This is a genomic window from Halostagnicola sp. A-GB9-2, from assembly GCF_030068615.1.
In the GTDB taxonomy this organism is placed as follows: Archaea; Halobacteriota; Halobacteria; order Halobacteriales; family Natrialbaceae; genus Halostagnicola.
This window is the reverse complement of the sequence record NZ_JASJOC010000001.1, coordinates 329,161-348,313: the sequence shown is the minus strand read 5'-3', so window position 1 is coordinate 348,313 and position 19,153 is coordinate 329,161. Positions and strand designations below refer to the sequence as shown.

General features: G+C 61.0%; 14 protein-coding genes and 1 tRNA gene. 2 read left to right on the top strand and 13 right to left on the bottom strand.

The annotated features are described in order from the left end of the window. Positions 1 to 75: 75 nt before the first annotated feature. The 8 genes from QNM96_RS01765 to QNM96_RS01730 all read right to left on the bottom strand — a co-directional run bounded on the left by QNM96_RS01765 (position 76) and on the right by QNM96_RS01730 (position 11,279). Positions 76 to 681, bottom strand: coding sequence for a DUF420 domain-containing protein (locus QNM96_RS01765; RefSeq protein ID WP_283834288.1), 606 nt, complete (start codon positions 679 to 681; stop codon positions 76 to 78). Positions 682 to 809: 128 nt separating this feature from the next. After that, positions 810 to 1,082, bottom strand: coding sequence for a HalOD1 output domain-containing protein (locus tag QNM96_RS01760; protein ID WP_283834286.1), 273 nt, complete (start codon positions 1,080 to 1,082; stop codon positions 810 to 812). A gap of 198 nt (positions 1,083 to 1,280) precedes the next feature. Next, positions 1,281 to 4,037, bottom strand: a complete 2,757-nt coding sequence (gene leuS / locus QNM96_RS01755) for a leucine--tRNA ligase (protein WP_283834285.1) — start codon at positions 4,035 to 4,037, stop codon at positions 1,281 to 1,283. A gap of 207 nt (positions 4,038 to 4,244) precedes the next feature. Next, the gene (locus QNM96_RS01750; protein WP_283834284.1) at positions 4,245 to 5,396 is read right to left on the bottom strand and encodes an SPFH domain-containing protein; all 1,152 of its coding nucleotides are present in this window, start codon (positions 5,394 to 5,396) and stop codon (positions 4,245 to 4,247) included. Between the two features lie 455 nt (positions 5,397 to 5,851). Then, on the bottom strand, positions 5,852 to 6,493 hold the full coding sequence (locus QNM96_RS01745) for a molecular chaperone TorD family protein (protein ID WP_283834283.1): 642 nt from the start codon (positions 6,491 to 6,493) through the stop codon (positions 5,852 to 5,854). Between the two features lie 66 nt (positions 6,494 to 6,559). Further along, positions 6,560 to 7,702, bottom strand: coding sequence for an NrfD/PsrC family molybdoenzyme membrane anchor subunit (gene nrfD / locus QNM96_RS01740; protein ID WP_283834281.1), 1,143 nt, complete (start codon positions 7,700 to 7,702; stop codon positions 6,560 to 6,562). Positions 7,703 to 7,708: 6 nt separating this feature from the next. Beyond that, positions 7,709 to 8,311 (bottom strand): 4Fe-4S dicluster domain-containing protein, encoded by a 603-nt coding sequence (locus tag QNM96_RS01735; protein ID WP_283834280.1) that lies wholly within the window; start codon positions 8,309 to 8,311, stop codon positions 7,709 to 7,711. Between the two features lie 10 nt (positions 8,312 to 8,321). Further along, positions 8,322 to 11,279: a molybdopterin-dependent oxidoreductase gene (locus QNM96_RS01730; protein WP_283834279.1), complete on the bottom strand. Its 2,958-nt coding sequence runs from the start codon at positions 11,277 to 11,279 to the stop codon at positions 8,322 to 8,324. A gap of 179 nt (positions 11,280 to 11,458) precedes the next feature. Between QNM96_RS01730 and QNM96_RS01725 the strand changes: the two genes are divergently transcribed. Beyond that, entirely contained in the window at positions 11,459 to 13,261 is a 1,803-nt protein-coding gene (locus QNM96_RS01725; protein WP_283834278.1) for an aldehyde ferredoxin oxidoreductase C-terminal domain-containing protein, read from the top strand. Continuing rightward, positions 13,254 to 14,204, top strand: a complete 951-nt coding sequence (locus QNM96_RS01720) for a hypothetical protein (RefSeq protein ID WP_283834277.1) — start codon at positions 13,254 to 13,256, stop codon at positions 14,202 to 14,204. Before QNM96_RS01725 ends, QNM96_RS01720 begins: the two co-directional genes overlap by 8 nt. A gap of 60 nt (positions 14,205 to 14,264) precedes the next feature. Here the strand turns inward: QNM96_RS01720 and QNM96_RS01715 are convergent, their stop codons facing one another. The 5 genes from QNM96_RS01715 to ribH all read right to left on the bottom strand — a co-directional run bounded on the left by QNM96_RS01715 (position 14,265) and on the right by ribH (position 19,144). After that, entirely contained in the window at positions 14,265 to 16,397 is a 2,133-nt protein-coding gene (locus QNM96_RS01715) for a hydrogenase iron-sulfur subunit (RefSeq protein ID WP_283834276.1), read from the bottom strand. A gap of 219 nt (positions 16,398 to 16,616) precedes the next feature. Then, positions 16,617 to 17,015 carry a hypothetical protein gene (locus QNM96_RS01710; protein WP_283834275.1) on the bottom strand — a complete coding sequence of 133 codons (399 nt, stop codon included), beginning with the start codon at positions 17,013 to 17,015 and terminating at the stop codon, positions 16,617 to 16,619. A 221-nt stretch (positions 17,016 to 17,236) separates the two neighbouring features. Continuing rightward, positions 17,237 to 17,339: transfer RNA gene (locus QNM96_RS01705), tRNA-Gln, on the bottom strand. A 198-nt stretch (positions 17,340 to 17,537) separates the two neighbouring features. Then, complete coding sequence (locus QNM96_RS01700) at positions 17,538 to 18,686, bottom strand: pyridoxal phosphate-dependent aminotransferase (RefSeq protein ID WP_283834274.1); 1,149 nt, start codon at positions 18,684 to 18,686, stop codon at positions 17,538 to 17,540. Between the two features lie 2 nt (positions 18,687 to 18,688). Next, on the bottom strand, positions 18,689 to 19,144 hold the full coding sequence (ribH, locus tag QNM96_RS01695; RefSeq protein WP_283834273.1) for a 6,7-dimethyl-8-ribityllumazine synthase: 456 nt from the start codon (positions 19,142 to 19,144) through the stop codon (positions 18,689 to 18,691). Between the last annotated feature and the right edge of the window lie 9 nt (positions 19,145 to 19,153).

Genomic DNA, 19,153 nt, shown 5'->3' with positions numbered 1-19,153 from the left:
TCTGCCCCCGGCAAGCGATTTTCTCTTTGAGAGGGAAAGGAGAAAGACCGTCCGGGACCGAGTCGCTTCCGAGCGTTAGAAACCGCCCGAGACGAGCATTGACGGGAACTGGTAGTCGTAGATGTGGTTGAGCATGAGGTACGTGACGATCCCGAGTACAAGACTGAGGATCCACGACCCCGCGGCAATGCGCCCGACCCGAGCGTGGGCCGTTTCCCGAAGCTCTGATGGGGTGTGTGTCAGGCCCAGGATCAACGCGTAGAGGACGACCGGAACGGCGACGATCGAGAGGACAATGTGGATCGCGAGCATGAGCAGGTAGGCGTTTCGAACCAGCTCACCGCCGACGAACTCCTTCGTCCCGCCGCCGCCGACACGGATGAGGTAAACGACCAAAAAGAGCAGAATCGTCACGAACGCGCCGACCATTGCGCGGCGGTGTTTCTCGACCTCACCCGCTCGAATCCAGTACCACCCGAGAACGAGAAACACCGTCGTTACCGCATTGATGCCCGCGATAGCGTGTGTGAACGCGTTCACCTGTGCGTTGGTCAGATCGGGATAGATCGGCAACTCGAGGACGAACGTCCCGATAACCAGCGCGTAGCCGATGATCGAGAGGAAGGCCGTCATCCCGAGGGGGCGTTCTCGGAGCCGTTGTTTTGCGTCCGCGGTAGCCATAGCTGAGTCTTGGGATAGGTCGGGTATTTGTCTTGCTTTTTCGGAAGCAACGCTATCTGAACACCGGAAGGCAACTCTCCTAAAATAGAATCAACCGGAAGAATCGAGAACGAGCCACGGCGTTCGCCTCAGCTGAGGTGAACGGTTCTGTCGCTTTCGATCGTGATGTCGTAGCCACAGTAGGTGAACGTAACCGTTCCCTCGGGTCGTGGACAGCCGTTACTTCGCGGAGTGAAAAGCGTGTCGAGCGCCTCGGGATTGATAACGGTGTGTAACGGCTCGTACTCCGGCGGGCATAACTCCGCAGGTGGTACTCCCTCTTCGTTTGCAACCGCTTCGACGACCGCCTGGCTCATTGCTGTTCGAATCGACGTGTCGACCGTGTCTCCGCCGTTCGCCATCCTGTCAGACATTTCCCAATCCGATGAAATAAAACTGTCCTTCTGTCTTATTTGTTCTCTAAAATTGATTTGTTCAATAACCGGAAAACCCTCGAAAACACGAAAATAGCTAGCTAATACGGACATTGACTCACTTCGGACCACAACTATATACTAAGATCGACACGATGAAAAACCGTCCACGAATACAAACATTTGTTAACTGATGTGTATTGCTGGTTTTCCGGGTTTTGCTTTCTCGGCCAGCTTACTCGCTTCCCTCGCCTGCGTTACCGTCACGCCTGCGCCGAACTCGTCCTCGAGCAACCATCTCGAGCGCTCGAGGAGAACGCGTTCCTGTTCGCCGTCGGTGATCGGATCAATCTCTCCGCGCCGTTTTTCGAGGTCGGAGACGAAGGTCGAAACAGCGTCCCGATCGATCTCGGTCGCATCGTCGGCCAGCACGCGCTCGACTACGTCCTCGTCGCTTTCCCCCATCGGCGCCGCGGCGACGATTTCGGCGGCCCGATACTTCCAGGGCTCGGCGACGACTAACTCGATCTGCTCTGGAGCCTCGATCTCCGCGACATCAACGATGTCCCGCACGTCCTCGAGCGTCGTCTCGATGAGACGGCGCTCGCGCTGGGCGTCACTGACGTCGCTCTCGGGTTCGGGCCAGTCGGCTTCGACGACGAGACCGTCGCCGCGGAGTTTGTTCCACAACTCCTCACCGAGGTGAGGGGCCATCGGAGCGATCAGCGCTGCGAGGGTCAACAGTCCCCGGCGATAGACGGCTTCCTGTGGCGTCTTGTACGCTCGATATCGTCGGAGCAATCGAACCAGCCCCTGAATCTCCGTCACCGCCCGGTGGAACCGAAACCGTTCGAACTCGTCGGTTACCGCGGCGATCGTCCGATCGATTTCTCGATCGACGTACTCGTCGTGAGTCGTTCGTTCGATCCGGGTGGTCGTTTCGTCGATGAACGCCGTGGCCATCCCGTACAGCGATTGCTGAAGGTCGTATACCCCCCGAACGTCGTTTGCCGTCCATTCGAAGTCCTGCTCGGGATGGGCCGCCGCGAGCACGAACAGTCTGGTGGTCTCTGCGCCGTATTCCTGGGGAGCGACGACGTTGCCCTTGGAGCTCGACATCTTTTCGCCCTCGTAGAGCACCGTTCCCTGACTGATGAGCCGTTCGACGGGTTCTCGGATCTCGAGCATGTCCATATCGGCGAGCGCCCGCGTGAAAAAGCGGATGTACAGGAGGTGTAAGATCGCGTGTTCATCGCCGCCGACGTAGAAGTCGATCGGCATCCACTGGTTCGCGAGTTCGGCGTCGAACGGCGCGTCGTCGATGTCCGGCGAGAGAAACCGCAGGAAGTACCACGAGGAGTCGACGAACGTATCCATCGTGTCCGTTTCTCGCCGGGCGGGTCCACCGCAGTCCGGGCACGTCGTCTCGAGGAACGACTCCTGTGCCTCAAGTGGATTGCCGGTCGTCCGAACGAACTCCGGCAGTTCGACGGGCAACTCCTCGTCCGGAACGAGCACGTGCCCGCAGTCCTCACAGTGGACAACCGGAATCGGCGTTCCCCAGTAGCGCTGACGGGAAATCAACCAGTCCCGAAGGCGGTAGGTCACGTCTTCGGCGAAGGCGTCGTAATCGTCCGGCAGTCGTTCCCGGACGAGTTCCGTCTCGAGGCCCTCGTACTCGCCGTCGTGGGTGATCGTTCCCTCTCCCGTATAGAGCGACGGTTTGGCGTTCGTGCCGTCCTCGTCGTCCGTCTCCTTACTGTCGGGCACGATCACGCTCTCGATCGTAACGTTGTGTTCCCGTGCGAACTCGTGGTCGCGTTCGTTGTGCGCGGGAACGCCCATGACGGCCCCCGTACCGACGTCTTTCAGGACGTAGCCGGCGACGTAGACCGGCACCTCATCGCCCGTGAGCGGATTGATCGCGGTCAGATCGGTTTCCACGCCGTCGTATCCGACTTCGCCGGGTTCTCGTTCGCGAACGTCATCGACGTACGCCGCGACCGTTTCGTCGGTTTCGGCGATCGCTCGAGCGAACTCGTGACCCGGGGAAAGCGCCAGATATGTCGCCCCGAAAACGGTCTCCGGGCGAGTACTGAAAACATCGACGCTGCCGGACAGACTCTCATCCATGCCGGATTCGTCGCCGTAGTCGCCCTCGCCGCTGGCGCTAGTTCCGCCGTCGACTTCGAACGAAATCCGCTGTCCCTCCTGCCTGCCGATCCAGTTTCGCTGGATCTGTCTGACGCCCTCGGGCCATCCGTCGAGATCCTCGAGGCCGTCGTGAAGTTCCTCGGCATAGTCGGTGATCGTAAAGAACCACTGGTCGAGTTCGCGACGACCGACGGGCGTTTCACACCGCCAGCAGACGCGGGTTCGCTCGTCGTGCGTTTCGTGTTCGTCGTCTGCGTACTCTTCGTCGCCTCGAACCTCGACTTGCGCGTCGGCGAGAACGGTTTCGCAGTCGGGACACCAGTTGACCGACGCGGCTTCGTACTCGACGAGCCCCTCCTCGTAGAGTCGCTTGAACAGCCACTGGTTCCAGCGGTAGTATTCTGGCTCACAGGTCGTAATCTCTCGAGACCAGTCGTAGCCAAAGCCCATCGACCCGAGCTCTTCGCGCATACGGCGAATGCACGCCTGCGTCCAGGATTCCGGATCGCTCGCGCGTTCGTGTGCGGCGTTTTCGGCCGGCAGGCCGAACGCGTCCCACCCCATCGGGTGTAACACGTCGTCGCCGTTCATTCGGCGGTATCTCGCGTACGCGTCCGTAATCGCGTAGTTCCGGACGTGGCCCATATGAAGGGTCCCGGACGTGTACGGAAACATGCCGAGAACGTAGGTCGGATCGGCGGCGTTCTCGGGAAGTTCGTAGACATCGTCGCGCTCCCAAACGTACTGCCAAAACTCCTGTACCTGCGCGTGATCGTAGTGGCTGGTCATTATCGAAGGGTCCGTTGTTTCCACGTGGGCGTGCCGACTATATCATTGTTCGGCACCGGAGCGCTCGGTCGCTATCGTATCGAACTACTCTGTTCTCGAGAAACGCACGCCCGATCAGGAACCAGCGAGAAAAACGCGGTGGCCAGCGTCGACAGCGACGGGCCGACGATCCAGATCGAGACGTACCGAGCGTGTTTACTCGCCGTCTCAGTCGTCGGTATCGCTTTCAGCGCCTGCCGTCTCCGGTTCGGCGTTCGGCCCGTCGACCGAGTCTTTTCCCTCTTTGATCGCCTGTGCTTGCTGTTCCATCGCTTCGACGTCCATCTCGGCTTGCTGGTCGATCTCGCCGAGTATCTCCGAAATATCGTCGAGGCCGATCAGTTCGCGAGTTTCCTCGTCGAACTCGAGACTCTCGAGTTCGGTCCCATCAGCCTCTACATCGCTGCCCGAGAGGTGCTTCCCGTAGCGGCCGACCATCGACGTGAGTTCCTGTGGCAGGACGAACGTCGTCGAATCGTTTTGTCCGATATCAACCAGCGTGTCCATTCCTTTGTCGATGACGGCGCGTTCGCCCATCGACTCGGCCGAGCGGGCACGGAGGACGGTCGAAATCGAGTCACCCTGCGCTTCGAGAATCTGGCTCTGTTTTTCCCCCTGTGCGCGGATGATGTTCGACTGCTTGTCACCCTCCGCCTTCTCGACCTCGCTCCGGCGTTTCCCCTGGGCCTCGAGGATCATGGCGCGGCGCTTTCGTTCCGCGGAGGTCTGTTGTTCCATCGCCCCCTTGACGTCTCGTGACGGCGTCACTTCGCGGACTTCGACGCTCTCGACGCGGATCCCCCACTCGTCGGTGGGCTCGTCGAGTTCGGTTCGGATCCGCTCGTTGATCCGCTCGCGCTTGCTGAGCGTGTCGTCGAGTTCCATATCACCCAGGACGGCACGGAGGGTCGTCTGGGCGAGGTTCGAGACGGCGTGTTTGTAGTTATCAACCTCGAGGAACGCCCGTTTTGCGTCCATCACGCGAATGTAGACCACGGCGTCTGCGGTCACCGGCGAGTTGTCCCGCGTGATCGCTTCCTGCGTTGGCACGTCGAGCGTTTGGGTCCGCATATCGAACGTGTACACTCGAGAGACGAACGGTGGGACGATGTTGAGCCCCGGTTCCAAGAGCTTGCGATACTCGCCGAAGACGGTGAGTGCACCTTTGTTGTAAGCGTCGACAATTTCGACCATCTGCCAGACGGTGATAATCGCGAGCAACAAGACGAGCCCGCCGACGAGGGCAACCCCTGAAACGTCCTCGAGTTGGAGTGGAATAGGCTGGCCGAGTGCGAACTGAATGAGTCCGAATGCGTTCATGGGCTAGCACAGGAGCGGCGAACGAATAACCCTTGGCCTGAAATCACATACCGGGACAGGAGAACGAGCCTGACTCACCACGAAGGGTATACCGATATCCGTGATGATTCGGACCGATCATGCGTTCGAACCCTGAATCACTCACGGTAGCACCGGCTGTCGGCGTTCTTGCTCGCCGCCGGAACGTATCTCCTCGTCACTTTGGTACCGATCCCCCTGATCGCCCGTCGACTGTACCGAAGCCTCGACCTGCTCGCCGAACTCGTGACTCGAGCGCTCCTCAATCCTTTCGGCGATGAGTTGAATTCGAACGAAACGGTGGATAGGCCGTAGGCGGCCGATCGACCGATTTTGGGCCGGATCAACTCCGCGCCCGACCGGTGGGAGTCGACTCGAAGAACGGAGAGCAAATCGAAGCCAGAAAACTATCTTCGATCTCTTCTACTAGCGGGTCGTTATTTATCGGACGACGCCGACGGCGGTTGGTTGTAGCCCGGATCGAGGTCGTCGGGATCGATCCCGAGGAGGTACGTATCAGCTTCGAACACTCCTTCGAGTAGCCAACCGATCGCTTCGTAAAACGGTTCGTCCGCCAGCTGTCGGATATCCGTCGCCAGATCCGGGATCCACCAGCCGTGGACCTTCAGGAACGCTTCCCGGTAGGATTCGGTCTCCTCTCGAGTCAGGATCTCGAGTGCGGCTAACTCGACTGCGGCGTGGTCCGCCTCTTCGCGAAGCTCCGACGACGGATGAATGTCGAGATCGCGATAGGAACGTTTGACCGCCGCGAGCGGCTCGCCGAGATAGTCGTCGGCATACCAGGACTCGTGGGCCTGCATCTTCGGGCGAGGGCCAACGAACATCCTCGTGTGCACTCGCTTGAGTTCGTGTGCGGCTTCGGCTGGATCGTCGACATCCGACAACCACCGTCTGAGCAGGCGAAATCCGTTCTCGAGGGCCTGTGGTCTCGCCTCGGCAGGAAACTCCTCCTCTCGAAGCCGCTCGATGGCAGCTTCGTCGGGCGGATCGGCTATCACGCCGGAGACGAAGGCGTATAGATTTGCAAGCTCGTCGGTCGTATCATCGTTCTGTGTCATGTTGTATACTGTCTGTGACTACGCTCGTTCGAAGTAAATCGGTTCGGTTGGAAACGAAATCGCCGACTAAACGGGAAGTGGCAGTGGTGTGAACTCGGCGGCGAGCAGGTAGCTCATCGATAGCGCGATCTTGCCGACGATCACGAGGAATCCGGCGATGGCGTAGGACGCCGTGGCTGCGTTCGGCGAAAGTGCGTCGCGGCGCTGGCCAAGTACTGCGCCGATCGAAAGCAAGACCGGCACGACGATGCCAGCGACGACGGCGAGACCGATGAACAGCCAGGCATAGGTCCCGAGCATGTTGTCGATCGCCGGCTCCGCTGCCGGAAGCTGTTCGGGCAACAGGAAGATCGTTGCCGCGAGTGCACCGAGCGCTGCGACCAGGAACCCGGAGCCAATCAGCGAGTAGTTCTGGATTGTCTGGTTGGTCGGGTTCTCGGTGATCGCCGCCAGCCCCACCGAGGCGGTGAGGCCCGCGCCGAGGCCGCTAAAGAGCATCACGGGTATGAGGAACGTCTTGTCCCAGAGTGCGACCCGTTCGAACGAACCCGATCCGAACGCCATCGCCGAGTAGAGGAGGACCCCTGCGGCGAAGATGGCGAAGACACCGCCGATTGCGAGCCGAACCGGCTCCGTCGGGCGGGTGTAATCCGCAATTGCATCGAGTTGGCTGAGCACGCCGTTGCGTTCCTCAGCGGTACCGACGCCGTCTGCGGTGTCGCCGCCGGTTGCGGCTTTGGCGGGGCCGCCTTCCGAGGAACCGCCATCAGTGGCAACGTCGCTTCCGCCATCAGCGGCGACGCCCCCCGGGCCGTCCTCGTCGGTGGTGCGCCGATGCGGTCGTGTTCTGCCGAAGGCGGTCCAGGCGAACATCAGGAACGCTCCCAGCCCCATCCCACCGAGCATATACGCGCCGATGGTCATCCACGAGTCGAAGTTCGTCATCGTGAGCGGGATCAACATCGCTCGGAACGGGGTCGCGAGGTGACTCAGCAAGATTGGGCCGCCGAGACCGATTCCGACCAGACCAATGAGGTACCCGAATTTGGCGATTGGGCCGTGCTCGCGGGCGTCTCGTTGCCACGAGATGAGGTCGGCGACGTAGCCAGTGAGGTACGCACCGGCGGCCAGTCCGATCAGGGCCGTGTAGACGGCGACTTGCCAGTTCCATTGGGAGTACGGAACGTCGAATGTGATTTCTAGTACCATCGGTGATCACCCGGACATGATTTCATCGGCGTCGTCGCCGAAGACGACCTGAGCCGCTTCGTCGTTGAACGGCTTCGAGACGCCGTCTTCGCTGAGCTTTTCGGAGAGTTCATCCGGCGTGCCAAACAGCAGTGCGTCGGTCGGACACTCGGAGGAACAGGCCGGTTCCAGTTCTTCTTCCTGGCGCGGTTCGCAGGTCGTACATTTGTCCATCAGACCGTTTCCTCGAGCGCCCAGCGGGCTCGCTTCGTCGGCCTCTGGAACCCCCGCGTCGGGATACTGCGGCGCGCCGAACGGACAGCCGACGCCGCAATAGTGACACCCGATGCACATGTCGCCGCTAACGCGAACGGAGCCGTTGTCCCGGATGCGGAGCGCGTCGGTCGGACAGACTTCGACGCAGGGCGCTTCGGAGCAGTTGTAACACTGCATCGGTTTGTTCGTCTCGTCCTCGGTCCCGTGATCGAGTGCGAGAACCTGAATGCGGTCGGTCTCAGGTGGGAGATCCCACGTTCGCTGACACGCGACTTCGCAGGCTCCACAGTCGATACAGGACTCCCAGTTCGGGATGACTCGTGCCGGTCCGTTGTTGGATTCTTGTGTACTCATTTTCGATCACCTATCGCTTGTGTCGGCTCATCCGCTGTTCTTGCCACTTGATCTGTTGATCGGACAGTTCGGGAACTTCATCGTCGTCTGCGACCCGGACACTGCAAAGCGTCGTTTTCGTCTCTTGCATCTGGGTCTCTCTGTCGTAGGCCGGGGCGGTCCCGGCGTTGATCGATTCGCCGATCACCAGTGGCTCCATCCCGTCTGGGACGCTGTCCATCATGTTCTCGCCCTCGAGGATTCCGCTCCAGTGATATGGCGCGAATGCGTGGTCCTGGGCGACTCGTTCGGTGACTCTCGCCTGCACTACCATCTCGGCGTAGGGCGTCTCGGTGACGATCCATTCGCCGGTTTCGACGCCGAGGTCGTCGGCAACCTCGGGGTGAATCTCGAGGTACATCATCGGCGCACGCGAGGCCGTTCCCTGCGTACTTCGAGTCACTGAACCGGCTCCCTTGTGCTCGACCTGTCGACCCGAGGTGAGTACCAGATCGTAATCGTTGACGGCGTCGATGTTGTCCTGCTGGACTTTCGCGTTATCCAGTTCGACGCGCCAGTGGTCCTCGGTGCGGTCGTTACACGGATAGTCCTCGACGAGGTCCGGTCGCGGGGTGAGCGCCGGCTCTCGGTGGACCGGTATCTCGTCGGTGAGGTTCCAGGCTTTCATCCGAGCACGGCCTCGGCCCCACGGTGCGTCGGGCTGTGGGTTGTCGAACTCCTCGAACGTCTCGAGGTCGACATCGTAGCCGGCTTCGTCCAGTGCGACGGCAGTGTCGTAGACCGACATCTCCTCGTCGAACGCCGCTTCAACCGGGATCGTCGCTTCGCTCGGATTCTCTGAGTCGGGGAGTACCGTGTTGAAAAGCGGATACTGCGGGACGCCTTCGATTTCGTCGTCCCACCAATCGGGTTCGAACGGGTCGCGAAGTTGATCCTCGGGATCGACGTCGGGATCCTCTTCGCCCCACCAGCGGGCGCGAAAGTCCATCCCGCCTTCGGAGGGATGAAGCGAATCATCGTAGAGAATCGGTGTTCCCGGATGGTCATCGTGCCAGCACGGCCATGGGAGGCCGTAGTAATCGCCGTCGAGTTCGTCGTACAGTTCGTGATCTTCGTCCAGATCCGCCTGGAGGTCTTCAGCACTGAAGAGCTCCGAGTTCTCCTGATGGAGCTTCAACCGCTCCGGTGTCTGGCCGACGTATCCGACGGACCGAACGCCCAGGTTGATCTCTCGAGTGACGTCTTCGACTTCGGCGTAGTCGAAGTGCTCGCCGAAGCCGAGATGCTCTGCGAACTCACACAGCAACTTCCAGTCGGCTTTCGAATCGTGACGGGGCTCGATCGCTTTGGATCGCCACTGAAGCTGGCGACCCGTGTTGACGACGCTCCCCGATTCCTCGACGTTGGTCGAGGCCGGAAGCATGTAGACATCGGTGTCATCATCTGCGAGCTCTGCGACCTGATTCGGGAAGACATCGACGTTGACGATGAAGTCGAGTTCGTTGACCGCCTCGCGAACTTTCTTGTACTCGGTGAGCGAGGCGAACCCGTGGCCCCAGAAGACGGCCGCCTGCAGTGGATCGGGTTGGTAAATCTCCCACTCGTCGTCGAGAACTCCTTCGTACCAGCGGGCAACGGTGAACCCTCGCTTTTCCATCAGGTCCGTCGAGTGAAACCGGTCGACCAGTTCGTCATAGGTGATCTCGCCCGGGGTACTGTCGGTTTCGGTCCAGACGTTCGACCAGTGTTCCCAGGCACTCGGACCGAGGCCGTAGTAACCCGGCGTGTTGCCAGCGTCGACGCCGAGGTCGGTCGCGCCCTGGACGTTGTCGTGGCCCCGGAAAATCGGCGTGCCGCCACCGGATTGGGCGGCGTGCCCGAGCGTGAGGTTCAACATCGCGTACGCGCGGACGTTGCCGGTTGCGTTGTTGTGCTGGGTGCCACCCATCGCCCACTCGACGCAGCTTACGTCGGCATCGGCGAGCTCTTCGGCGAGTGCTTCGATCTCGGATTCGTCGATCCCGCAGATGTCCGAGACGGTCTCGAGGTCGTACTCTGGCAGGACATCGTCGCGGAACTCCTCCCAGGTCGGGACCATCACGCGACTCTCGATGAACTCCTCGTCGTGGGCCTCGAGATTGAAGACGATGTGATAGATGAGGCCGTAGATGAACGCCACGTCGGTTCCCGAACGGAACTGATAGAAGTCGTCCGCAGCGGCCGCGGTCTTCGTGTATCGCGGCTCGGCGACGATGTGTTTCCCGCCCCGTTCCTGTGCTTCCTGAAAGTACTGCCAGGCGACGGGGTGGCTCTCGAGCGGATTATGGCCGATAATTAGGTTGACATCGACGTTGGCCATATCGTTCGAATTGTTCGTCATGGCGCCGACACCCCAGGTGTTCGCGATCCCCTCGACGGTCGTCGAGTGGCAAATACGCGCCTGGTGGTCGATGTTGTTCGTACCGTACAGCGCCGAGAGCTTTCGAATGAGGTATGCAGCCTCGTTGCTGTGTTTTGCCGATCCGACCCACATCGTTCCGTGCGGGCCGACATCGTCGCGGATTTCGTTGAGACGCCCGGTTATCTCCTCGAGGATGGCGTCCCATTCCATCTCTATCCATTCGCCATCTTCCTGCTTTAGCGGCTTTTTCAGCCGTTGTTCGGAGTTAACCGACTGCGTAAGTGACGCTCCTTTCGAGCAGAGTCCGCCCTGATTGACCGGATTGTCGTCCCAGGTCTCCTGTCCGACGACTGTATCCTCTTCGACGGACATTTTTAGTCCGCAACCGACCGAACAGTGTGTACAGACGGTTTTTACTTGCTCGTCGCCCGGATTCGGGTCGAGCGCCTCCTCGTCTGCTTCCCCCCGTTGAAGGAGAGTTCTCCCTCCTACTGCTGCCGCGAGTGTTCCCCCTGCCCCTGCTTTGAGGAACCCACGGCGATCTAGGTCGATTATAGACCGTGACATACTGTGACAATTTCGATACAATATAATAAAAGTACTGTCTGGCGTTCGGCTCCGACAGGTATTAGCATTCCATTTGACGACAAATCACAAATTTACTGCTCCCCTGGGAGATATTTAAAGTGATATCGTATGTGTGGGACCGTGGCATTTAATTCGACTACACACCCAACTATCAGCTAATGAAAACTCGGGACGGGATGCTCCACGTCGATCTTTCTGCGGGGACCGTACGGGGTAGAGACATCCCCGACCGATGGCTCGAGGACTACATCGGCGGAAAGGGGATCGGAGCCCGATATCTCTACGAAGAACTCGATGCTGGAACGGATCCACATTCCGCAGAGAACGTCCTGTTGTTCATGCTCGGTCCGTTAACCGGCTATACTCCCGGCGAGCAGCGATACGCGGCGATCACGAAATCGCCGCTTACAGGTGCCTTTCTCGACTCCTACAGCGGCGGTTCGTTCCCGGGACGCTTGGCCAACTCCCTCGAGAAATACCTCGGGATTCTCGTCACCGGCGAAGCGGACGAGCCGGTCGTTCTCTCGGTTGCCGACGGCGAGGCGACACTCGAGGCGCGAGCGGATCTGTGGGGACTGGACGCTGAATCGACCTGCGGGGAGTTCCCCGATTCGGCGGTCGCCTGTATCGGCCCTGCTGGAGAGAATGGGATTCGATACGCGACCATCGCGTCTGACAGTGGCGAACACCACGCCGGCCGCGGCGGAGCGGGAACCGTCATGGGCTCGAAGAACCTGAAAGCGATCGTCGCACGGGGATCGGAGCCCGAAGGGTTAGACGACCTTCGAGCAGAGTACAGCGAAGCCTTCGCCGAGACTGATACCGGCCGGTGGCTCGCAGCCAGCGACACGCTAGAGACGCTCGACTTCGCCAACGAGGTCGGCGTCCTCCCGACGCGCGGCTGGCAGGAGGGGCAGTTCGAGGGTGCCGAGGATATCGGTATCGAGCGCGCTCGAAAGCAGTCGCAGTCCCGAGAGCGACCCGACGATCCGGTTCCGGGCGGATTCCGCGTCGACAGCGACGAGGGCGAAACCGTTCCGCGCGGAGCAACGCCGATCGTTCTCGGCGCGGGACTCGGCATCGACGACTTCGACGCGATCGCAACCCTGGGTGCGATCTGCGATCGATTCGCGATGGACGTCATAACGGCCGGGAACGCGGTCGCGTGGGCGGTTCGGGCGAGCCAGGAGGGGCTGATCGAGCGAGACCTCTCGTTCGGCGACGAGGAAACGGCTCGAACGCTTATCGAAGAGATCGCCCACCGATCGACGCCACTCGGCGACGCGCTCGCAGACGGCGTCGACGGCGCGGTGGATCGGTTCGGCGGCGAGGAGCTGATTCCAACCGTCAAAGGAATGGAGCTCTCTTCCTACGATCCTCGGAACGCGGAGACGATGGCCCTGGCCTACGCCACGAGCGACAGGGGCGGTTGTCACCGCCGAGCCCGTCCGGTCGAACTCGAGTCTGTCACGAGCGAACGCTGGAGCGTCGAGCAACAAGCGGCCGCCGTCGTCAACGAACAGAATCGTCGGGCAGTCCTCTGGTGTCTGATCGCGGACGATTTCTTAGAGGAGGTGTTTCAGACGGATCTCGGAACCGAGTGGCTGTCGGCGGTCGGCTACGACCACGATACCGAGGACCTCGAACGGGTCGGTGAACGCGTCTGGACGCTCGTTCGACTGTTCAACGTCCGAGAGGGATTCACGCGGGAAGACGACGAGTTACCGACGCCGTTGACCCAACCGCTCGAGAACGCCTCGAAAGAGGGAACCGCCCTCGAGCGGGACTCGTTCGAGACGTTACTCGACGAATACTATGCGTTGCGCGACTGGGATCGGCTCGGGCGACCGACCAGTGAACTGCTCCATCGAGTAGATCTGGAAGCAATCGCATCCGAAGACGGACCGGCTCCACAGACGGACGGCTACGATCCGACGACAGAGGTAATCGAAGATGACTGATAGCATCGATCTTGACGACATCGACGTCGACGACCCCGAGGCGGACAGCGAGAATGACAGCAATTACGGCGACTGGCTCTGGCGCGGCGAGGGCGACCCGGATGACGAACCGGAACCATCCTGGGTTGGTTCGCCGGACCCCTCCTCGAGCGAGATAACCGAGAGCGAAGAAACAGCCGGAGGCGAAACTACTCTTGATAACGGGGCGGACGTCCCAGCAGCCACGGTCGACGACGATCCGGCGGACGCTGTCTCAGGGGAGGGGGGCGAATCCGGTTCCGGCGACGGATCATTGAACACGGGAGACGGTACGGAGACGGTCAGCGATATCCTCACTCATACGGCTCCCGACGACCAATCCGATGAAGACGACAAATCGGGAGATGGCGACGATTCGACGGGCGAGACGGAGCCGGCGGACCGACAACCGATACCGGGTGTCCCGCGGACGACGGAGGGACCGGTTGGCGTCCCCGAATCCCAGGGCGGAGCGGGCGGCGGTTCTTCGAACCAGGCCAATGCGGAGCGGGAACAATCGGCCGGTTCCCAGCGGACAACCAACCACGGCGAGGCGACCGACCCGGACGACATGACGTTGGCCTTGACCTACGAGGCGATCAATCGACTCGAGGATCCGCAGTTCGTCGTCGCGAGCGCCCGTAGCTGGAGCGACTGGCTCGGTATCGTCGGGAAAGTTTCCACGCCAGCCATTCGAAAGTTCCAGCGCGACGAAGGGATCGATCTCGACTTCTTCGGCGGCTCGGAGACCGGTCCAGGCGAGCGACTCGCCGATATCACGCCGGATTCGATGTTCTACGCGGAGCGGATGGTTCTCGTCGGCGCACCGGGTGACGAACGGATCGCGGAAGCCGCAGACTGGGAGTTCATTCCACTCGAGACTGCCGCGGAGAAGGCCGACTGGGAGATCGAACACGAAAACTGAGGGTCGCTGGCGTTTCTGCGTTGTGCGAACCGGTCGTTTATCGCCGGTGAAAACCGCCCTTCACCCGCCGTGGAGCATTCTCGCCCGACAATCCGAACAGTAGTCGAAGATGCTCTCCTCTGCGTTCGGTGCCATCCCCGAAACGACGTCTCCGATTCGGTCTTCGATCGCGTCGGCGGTCGCCTCGCTCGTGAACTCCTTTCCACAGCCTGCACACGCGAGCATCGAACCCTCGTATAGCTCGGTCCACGACGGCTCCTCGTCTGTCCTGTTCTCGGGAAGCAGTGAGAGATCGAGCCCGTCGGAGACGGTCATGACGTCCTCGACGCAGACGTCCTCGCAGAGCCCGCAGTTGACACACCGTTCGTGATTGAACTCGAGCCCCATATCCGTGCGACGCAACGCGTCCGTCGGGCAGTAACTCGAGCACGTCGGCGTCAGCGTACAGCCGTCTTCGACCTCGACGATACCGAAGTCCTTCAGCCCCCGAATCACGTCTCGCTCGGGATCGGTGTGCTCGAGGATGGCTCGGACGCTCTCGAGGGTCCATCCGTGGCTATCGAACGGTGGGTTCTCTCGCTCGGGATCGTCGATCTCGCCGGTCGCCTCGTGCTCGCCCTCGGGGATTGGTGACTCCTCGAGCGTGTTCGCGGCGAACTCGGAGAGGTCCTCGACGAACGCGGCTGGCTGTCCCGGTTCGGGTGCGAAGAAGCCGACGCGCTCGCCGAGCCCGAGATCGGTCGTCGCCCGGTTGAGGCGTTCGACGAGTTCCGCTTTCGGATCGGGTCCGGAGTGCAGACAGCTTCCGCCGCAACCGACGACAGCGACGCCGTCCGCACCGGCCGCCAGCGCGTGGAGAACGTGCGCTTCGCCGACGGTATCCGCGCAGTTGACTTCGACGGGAAGGATTGGCGGATAGTCGACGGCCGCTCGTCCCGAGGCCGCGAGGCGGCCGTACTCTCGAAGGGCTTCCTGGGCCTGCTCCGAGCAGACGTAGGCGACGATCGGGGTATCAATCCCCGGATCCGAGCCGCCGAGCAAGCTACTGACGAAGCCGCCGTCGTCCGAGGAGTAAAGCAGCGCCTCGACCTCCCGGGCGATCCGCTCGTTGCTCGGTTCGTCCAGTTTCGTCGCACCGGTCGGACAGGCGCTGGTACAGGCCCCGCAGTTCTGGCAGCTCCCGAGGTCGAACGAGACTTCGTCAACGGCCGGTCGATCGACCGCACCGTGCGGGCAAGCGTCGACGCACTCGTTACAGCCTTGTTCGCCCGCGTGACCCGAGGCGCAGACGTCCATATCCAGATCGAGAAAGTCGAGTCCTTCGAAGCCGCCGAGCAGTCGCTCAATGGCGTTGACCGTCGCCGCGTCGACTTCTCCGGTGTGAAAGCCCCGCTGACCGCCGACGGTACCGTCGTCTCCCGCGGGGTAGACGATCTGGTCGAACTCGAGGGTTCGCTCGACGCCTTCCATCTCGATCGCGTCGGTTGGACAGACGGTGATCCACTCGCCGATCGGCGCCTCGGGATCGATGTCGACGGGGTTGCTAGTCACCATCCCGTCGGGACCCTCGTGGACGCACTTCATACAGGAGATACAGTCGTCCGTCACCCGCGCCTCGAGAGTCACCTCGAACTCGCCGTAGGAGCCGTCGACGTTCGTGACGAGCCCGCGTTCGACGGCGACGTTCTCAAGGTCCCCCTCCGTGGCCTCGAGTTCGTTCCCGTTCGCGATCAGGGTCACGTCCGCGGAATCGGCTAGGGTCACCGCAGCGTCTGTGTCGCCGACGACGGCGACGTCGTGGCCGGCCCGATGGATGCTTGTTTCGGGCAGCTTGTCTCGCTCCCGGCGGGCGTTGGCAGCGTTGACGAGGCGGGCGGTTTTATCGGTCGCGGCCTCGCGGTCGTGGACCCACCCCGCGCTCTCTCGTTGATCTACGAATTCGATATCGGCGGGATGTAATCCCTGTTCTTCGGCGACCTGAGTGAGCTTTTCCTGCGCCTTCGCTTCCGGACACGTCACGGTCATTTCGTCGAGTTCGTACTCCTCGATCACCTGTTCGAACGCGTCGATTTTCTCCCCACAGAGCAGGCTCGAGCTCGCCGAGACGTCGACATCGTCGATGTTCTCTCGAGCCTCCTCGAGGTCGATGTCGCACGTCCCCGCGCACGAACAAACGAACGCTCCCGTGTTCATTGATTCGACGTTACGAAAGCGGGGACGTAAACTTGTCGTGATCTATAGTCGCAGAATGTAATTCTTTCTTGCATGCACCCTACTACCATTGCGCCTTCGTACCACTCGAGCGTGATGTGTCATCTAATGGAATCGCGATACCAGTAGAAAGATCGCTAGTCGCAAAGACGCCGAACTGGACTGGACTACAGGTCGCGCTGTTTGTCTCTTTTCCTCTCGTCAGGTAATCATCTCCGCCCCGTCGGCGGAGAGTTCGACGCTGACGTCCTGGCGCGTCTGTTCGCTGATCTGATCGAGATTCCGGGTGAGCACCTCGAGGATATCCGTCGGTTCGGGATACACGAGTGTCGTCCCATCGTTGTCCTCGATCACGAGTTGCGTGTCTCGAAGCGTCACGGTGTCGTTTTCGATACCCGCGACGATCACCGACAGCGCCTCCGCACCGCCGGGATCGCCTTCGTCGACCTTCGTGATGTACACCGAATCGAGCGAAATAATGTCTTTGAACTCCCGGATTTGCTCGGCGCAGTTGACCATATCTTTCGTAATCGCCGTCTTCTGGTCGTTCCCGTGGGCCCCCGTGTGACACTGCTTGCACACCCGTAGTTCCATCTGCATACGGACTCGTTGTGGACCGACCGCCATGACAATTACGAACTCCATGAACGGATACGTCGGTTGCACAGAGCCGTCCCCGCACGTTCTCGTTTCGGCGAGACGATCACCCCTCGAGTCTCACCCTCACCGGTAGTGGTTGTGTGCGTATCGAAGTGGGTGTCTGATTGTCTGGGTGGTACTGACTCGAGTTGAAGTACTTAGAAAATTACCGTGGGTAATTATAGTCCCGGGCAGATTCGAACTGCCGTCATAGGCTCTCTTCCGTGACGGAACGAACCGAACACGACCAAAGGCCCATATGATTGGCCACTACACCACGGGACTTCATCAGACGGTAGGAAACCCTCGCACAATAGTGTTACTTTTTCCCTCCGTCTGTAACCGGGATTTCGCCTTCCTCTGCCAAGCGATGGCAACTCCGACATAAACAGTCAGAACACATTGCCAATAGCCGCTCGCACAAAGGCTCGTTAGTTGTAGTCCACTACGCTACTTCGCCCAGAGAGTATCGATACCGGGAAGTTATAGGTAGCCTTCCTCAACGAGCCGACCGATTCCCTCGCGAAGGCGCTCTTCGCTCGCGGCGTAGGAGATTCGAGCGTAGCCGGGCGTGCCGAACGCACTGCCGGGCACCGTCGCGACGTGGGCGTCTTCGATCGCACCCTCACACCACGCCTGATCATCGTCGTCGACGGGGAGCATCATGTAGAACGCGCCCTCGGGAACCGCCACGTCGACGCCCTCGTCCTCGAGCAGTTCCACGACGAGGTCCCGTCGTTGCTCGAACGCCTCGGTCATTTCGACGACCGCATCGTCGGTGTTCTCGAGCGCCTCGATACCGGCGTGCTGGACGAAGTTTACGGCCGAGGAGACCGAATGGCTGTGGAGCTTCCCGGCCTGATCGATCAGTTCTTCGGGACCGGCGAAGTAGCCGAGCCGCCAGCCGGTCATCGAGTAGGCTTTCGAGAAGCCGTTGACGGTGACCGTGCGATCGGCCATTCCCTCGAGTGTACCCAGGCTCGTCGGTTCGACGCCGTAGGTGATCTCTTTGTAGATTTCGTCGGAGATCACGGTGATGTCGTGTTCGACGGCGAGGTCACGAACGCCCTCAAGCGCGGTGTCGGAGTAGACCACGCCGGTGGGGTTCGACGGCGAGTTGACGATCAGCAGTTCGGTATCGTCCGAGACGGCTTCACCCAGATCGTCGAGCGCGGGCTCGAGTTCGAAGTCGTGTTCGGAGAGATCGACGCGGGCGAGGTCGCCGCCAGCCATCTTGACCATCGCCTCGTAGGAGACCCAGGCGGGATCGAGGAGTGCGACCTCGTCACCGTCTTGGATCAGGGAGTGAACGATCTCGTAGAGCGCCTGTTTCGCGCCTGGCGTGACGATGATGTTTTCCGGCCCGTGATCGAGGCCGTCATCAGCCAACTTGTTGGCGATCGATTTTCGGAGCTCGAGGATCCCCGCGGAGGTCGTGTAGCCGGTGTGTCCGGCGTCCATCGCATCTTGGCCTGCCTGAATGATGTTCTCGGGCGTCGGGAAGTCCGGTTCGCCGACGGAGAGGTCGACGACGTCTGCGCCGTCGGCCTCGAGTTCGGTTGCGAGTGCGGAAATCGCGAACGTTGCGGACGGTTCGACTCGGCTTACGCGGTCGGTAAATTCCATGGTCATTGTTACTCTGAATTGGTATCTAACTGCGAATCGGTATCCGAATGCGGATCGGCGTCGGGAAGTTCCGCGACGAGGTCGAGCGCCCCGTCAACGGCTTTCGCGGCGTTTTCGACCCGTTCTCGCGCTTCGGCGGCGGACATACCGGGGCCCGTTACGCCGAGTGTAACGGGTGTATCACGCTCGAGGCCGACGTCCGAGAGTCGCTGGGCGGTCGCGTCGGTGATCACCTGATCGTGGTCGGTGTCGCCGGTGATGACGGCTCCGATGACGACGACGGCGTCGACCGCTTCACGGCGTGCGAGCCGATCGGCCGCCAACGGCGCGTCGTACACTCCCGGAACCTGCACCGTCCGGGCGACCTCCGCGCCCGCGGCGCGTGCGGTCTCCAGCGCCTCTCGTTCCATCTGCTCGGTGATCGGGCGGTTGAACTCCGCGACCACCACTCCGAGCGTGGTCATACGCAGGCG

What these genes read in the sequence shown, in the direction of transcription:
- QNM96_RS01750 (WP_283834284.1), bottom strand. Translation starts at nt 5,396, where the DNA reads ATGAACGCATTCGGACTCATTCAGTTCGCACTCGGCCAGCCTATTCCA.
- QNM96_RS01715 (WP_283834276.1), bottom strand. Translation starts at nt 16,397, where the DNA reads ATGAACACGGGAGCGTTCGTTTGTTCGTGCGCGGGGACGTGCGACATC.
- QNM96_RS01720 (WP_283834277.1), top strand. Translation starts at nt 13,254, where the DNA reads ATGACTGATAGCATCGATCTTGACGACATCGACGTCGACGACCCCGAG.
- leuS (WP_283834285.1), bottom strand. Translation starts at nt 4,037, where the DNA reads ATGACCAGCCACTACGATCACGCGCAGGTACAGGAGTTTTGGCAGTAC.
- QNM96_RS01710 (WP_283834275.1), bottom strand. Translation starts at nt 17,015, where the DNA reads ATGCAGATGGAACTACGGGTGTGCAAGCAGTGTCACACGGGGGCCCAC.
- QNM96_RS01735 (WP_283834280.1), bottom strand. Translation starts at nt 8,311, where the DNA reads ATGAGTACACAAGAATCCAACAACGGACCGGCACGAGTCATCCCGAAC.
- QNM96_RS01745 (WP_283834283.1), bottom strand. Translation starts at nt 6,493, where the DNA reads ATGACACAGAACGATGATACGACCGACGAGCTTGCAAATCTATACGCC.
- ribH (WP_283834273.1), bottom strand. Translation starts at nt 19,144, where the DNA reads ATGACCACGCTCGGAGTGGTGGTCGCGGAGTTCAACCGCCCGATCACC.
- QNM96_RS01760 (WP_283834286.1), bottom strand. Translation starts at nt 1,082, where the DNA reads ATGGCGAACGGCGGAGACACGGTCGACACGTCGATTCGAACAGCAATG.
- QNM96_RS01730 (WP_283834279.1), bottom strand. Translation starts at nt 11,279, where the DNA reads ATGTCACGGTCTATAATCGACCTAGATCGCCGTGGGTTCCTCAAAGCA.
- QNM96_RS01725 (WP_283834278.1), top strand. Translation starts at nt 11,459, where the DNA reads ATGAAAACTCGGGACGGGATGCTCCACGTCGATCTTTCTGCGGGGACC.
- QNM96_RS01765 (WP_283834288.1), bottom strand. Translation starts at nt 681, where the DNA reads ATGGCTACCGCGGACGCAAAACAACGGCTCCGAGAACGCCCCCTCGGG.
- nrfD (WP_283834281.1), bottom strand. Translation starts at nt 7,702, where the DNA reads ATGGTACTAGAAATCACATTCGACGTTCCGTACTCCCAATGGAACTGG.
- QNM96_RS01700 (WP_283834274.1), bottom strand. Translation starts at nt 18,686, where the DNA reads ATGACCATGGAATTTACCGACCGCGTAAGCCGAGTCGAACCGTCCGCA.